Here is a 2768-nt window from a genome sequence, read left to right as displayed (position 1 = left end):
AGATAGGCGCCGGCGTCCAGGTGCAGGTCGGCGGCGGTGAGGTTGATCAATTCGCTGACCCGCAGACCGGTGACAACGGCAATCAGCAAAAGTGTCCTGTCTCGTCGTCCCCTCCACGTTGTTGCGTCCGGGGCGGTGAGCAGGTCATTCGTTTCCGCCTCGGTCAGGTAGGTCACGATGGCCTTGTCGGAACGCTTGGCTGGGATCGCGAGCACGCGTTGGATAAGTTCAGCATGCTCTGGATAGTCGAAGGACGCGTACCTGAACAGGGCCCGGATGGCGGCTAGGCGGGCATTCCTGGTTTGGATGCTGGATGCTCTGCCGGTTTCTAGCCACGAAAGATAACCGCCGATGAGGCTGGCGTCGAGGTCTTCAAGATGCAGGTTTTGCGGGTCTTTTCCCGTCTCCTGGCGGACGTATTGCAGGAGCAGGCGGAAGGCATCCCGGTAGGCCGCGATGGTGTTCGGGCTCGCTTGTCGTTGTCCCAGCAGCCGTCGGGTGAAGAATGCTTCCAGGACCGGAGCAAGGGATGTCATCGTTCCTCCTGCAGGTAGGAGCGCACCCGATCGGAAACCAGGCCCATCAGTTCCGGTGTTGCACTCAGATACCAGTACGTCGAGTCCGGGTCCCCGTGCCCAAGATATGTTGATAGCAGGGGCAGCATCGGCCCGGCGTCGACACCCGAGCGATACCAGCGCTGCAGTGTCTTCACCGCGAATGTGTGCCGCAAATCGTGCAGGTGTGGCTGGTGATGGCGGTCAAGGACGGGCATTCCGCTCTGGCGGACGAGATGGGCAAAGACCTGGCTGGCGTTATCTGCCAGGAGCCGGGTTCCCCGGGTGGAAAGGAAGAGCGCCGGCTGCTTTGACCCAGGAAATTTCCGCTCCCGTTCATCGACATACTCCCGTAGCGCGGCGATCGTGCTGGGGTGCAGCGGCAGCTGGCGCCACTTACGGAATTTTGCTTCCCGGATTGATAGGAGGCCCTCGTCCCAGTCAATATCGGTGAGATCCAGGTCTGTCGCTTCGCTGCGGCGCATTCCTGTGACAGCGACCAACGAGATGTAGCTTCGGTAGGTTAGCGCCCGAAAGCTTGGCGTGAGGTCCCCGGCGGCGATGAGCAGTCGGTCGAGTTCCTGGTCAGCGAAAATGTATGGCGTGGAACGATGAGTACCGTCGGGCAGCAGGGAAGCCTCCGGCACTTGGGTTTGCGGATCAAAGATCAACAGGTACCGGGCGAAGGCCCGCACCACGCCAAGCCGCCCATGCCACCATTCCGGGGCGCCGTCCGCGGGCAATGTTGCCCAAGCCAATGCGTGTTCAGTTGTGAGATGTGCGGCGCCGGTGCCATCAAGAAACCTGACGAAGTCCAGCAGCAACTGCCCGTGCTGATGCAGTTTGTAGCCCATGCTCCGTCGCATCAACAGGTACTGTTCGGCCACCAATGCCATGTCAATCCCGGCGCCGCTCATAGTCCGCTCCCGGGCCAAGGCAACGCCAACGCACGCAGCGCAGCGTAGTCGACCTTTGCGTATAGCGCGGTGCTGGCCGGGCTTCGGTGGCGCAGCACCTGCCCGACGTCGGCCATGGACGCGCCGGCGCGCAGGAGCTGAGTTGCTGCAGTGTGCCTGAGCCGGTGCGCATGGATACCCTCAAGCCCGGCACGCTTGCCGGCGGCAAGAACAATTTCGGAAACTCCCGCGGACGTGAGCCCACCCAGTGGTGCGCGGACCCGTAGAAACAACGAATCACCGGCTGTTTTCAGGCGGCCGAGACGCAGATATCCGGCAATCGCCGATCCGACATCGTGCGGCAATGGCAGCTTCTCCTCGCATCGGCCCTTGCCCCGCAGGGTGATCTCCCCGGCCCGCCAGTCCACGTCCCGAAGTGTCAGTGACGCCACTTCCAGGGACCGCAACCCCAGCCTGCTCATCAGCACCAGAACCGCGTAGTCTCGCCGGCCTGCCGCCGCGGCCTGATCACACGAGGCCAACAGTGCCTCAAGTTCCGTTGCGCTTAGCCCTTGTGGAAGGCTCCGGCCGTGGGCTGCAGCCGACGGGACGGCATGTGCCAACGACTGGCCGATGAACCCCTCCAGATACAGCCAGTGCAGAAAGGACCGCAGCCCTGTGACCAACAGCTTCACGCTCCTGGCAGCCTGCACCTGGTAAATACCGGTGATGAAGGTAAGGACATCAGCCCCACTCATGACATCAAGTGTCGTTGAGCGCCCGGCCAGCCAGTCCATGAACTGGCCTGCGCCGAGCGAGTAGTTGCGGACCGTCCCGTCGCTCAGGGCGCGTTCCTGCAGAAGATACACCTCAAAACGGCCCAGAACGACACGTGTCGGAGGAACGGGATCAGGAGGCGGTTCGGGCACCGGCGTGAGGCCCTGCCCCCGCAGGTAGGACAGCAACATCCGAAAAGAAGCCGAAGTCGGATGCCCCCCGCCCTCACCGGCAAGATCATTCAGGAATAGCTGCAACACCGCATCGGTCAGCGCCTCCGCATCCAACCCGTGCAGATCCAGCCAGCGGCTCAACCTCCCAGCCAGCGACACGTGCTGCTGCGCAGTCGACCTCGCGTACCCGTGACTGGTCAGAACCGCCCGGAATCCCTCCGCATACGGCACCAAAGGACCAATCATTGGTTCCTGGAAATACCTCGTCATCATGCTCACCTTCCCTTGTAGAGAAAACAAGCATGGCCCCCGCGATTATGGAGAAAACGCCCCGGCCAGACGCCCACCAGGACGGTGATCCACGGCCG

General features: G+C 62.5%; 3 protein-coding genes. All 3 read right to left on the bottom strand.

Annotated features, from left to right (window positions below; genetic code table 11):
* The coding region (locus tag QRN52_RS13865) for a tyrosine-type recombinase/integrase (RefSeq protein ID WP_284753367.1) at positions 1–536 on the bottom strand (536 nt) is incomplete at its 3' end.
* Positions 533–1471, bottom strand: a complete 939-nt coding sequence (locus tag QRN52_RS13860) for a tyrosine-type recombinase/integrase (RefSeq protein ID WP_284753362.1) — start codon at positions 1469–1471, stop codon at positions 533–535. The genes QRN52_RS13860 and QRN52_RS13865, both read right to left, overlap by 4 nt.
* A complete protein-coding gene (locus tag QRN52_RS13855) occupies positions 1468–2673 on the bottom strand; it encodes a site-specific integrase (protein WP_284753360.1) in 1206 nt (401 codons plus the stop codon). Before QRN52_RS13855 ends, QRN52_RS13860 begins: the two co-directional genes overlap by 4 nt.
* Positions 2674–2768 lie beyond the last annotated feature (95 nt).

The organism is Arthrobacter sp. efr-133-R2A-120, assembly GCF_030209835.1.
Classification (GTDB): Bacteria; Actinomycetota; Actinomycetes; order Actinomycetales; family Micrococcaceae; genus Arthrobacter.
The sequence above is the reverse complement of the archived record's forward strand: the minus strand, read 5'-3'. Positions and strand labels throughout refer to the sequence as shown.

Bases quoted from the DNA above. Each gene is read 5' to 3' on its own strand.
- QRN52_RS13855 (WP_284753360.1), bottom strand. From the start codon at position 2,673: ATGATGACGAGGTATTTCCAGGAACCAATGATTGGTCCTTTGGTGCCG.
- QRN52_RS13860 (WP_284753362.1), bottom strand. From the start codon at position 1,471: ATGAGCGGCGCCGGGATTGACATGGCATTGGTGGCCGAACAGTACCTG.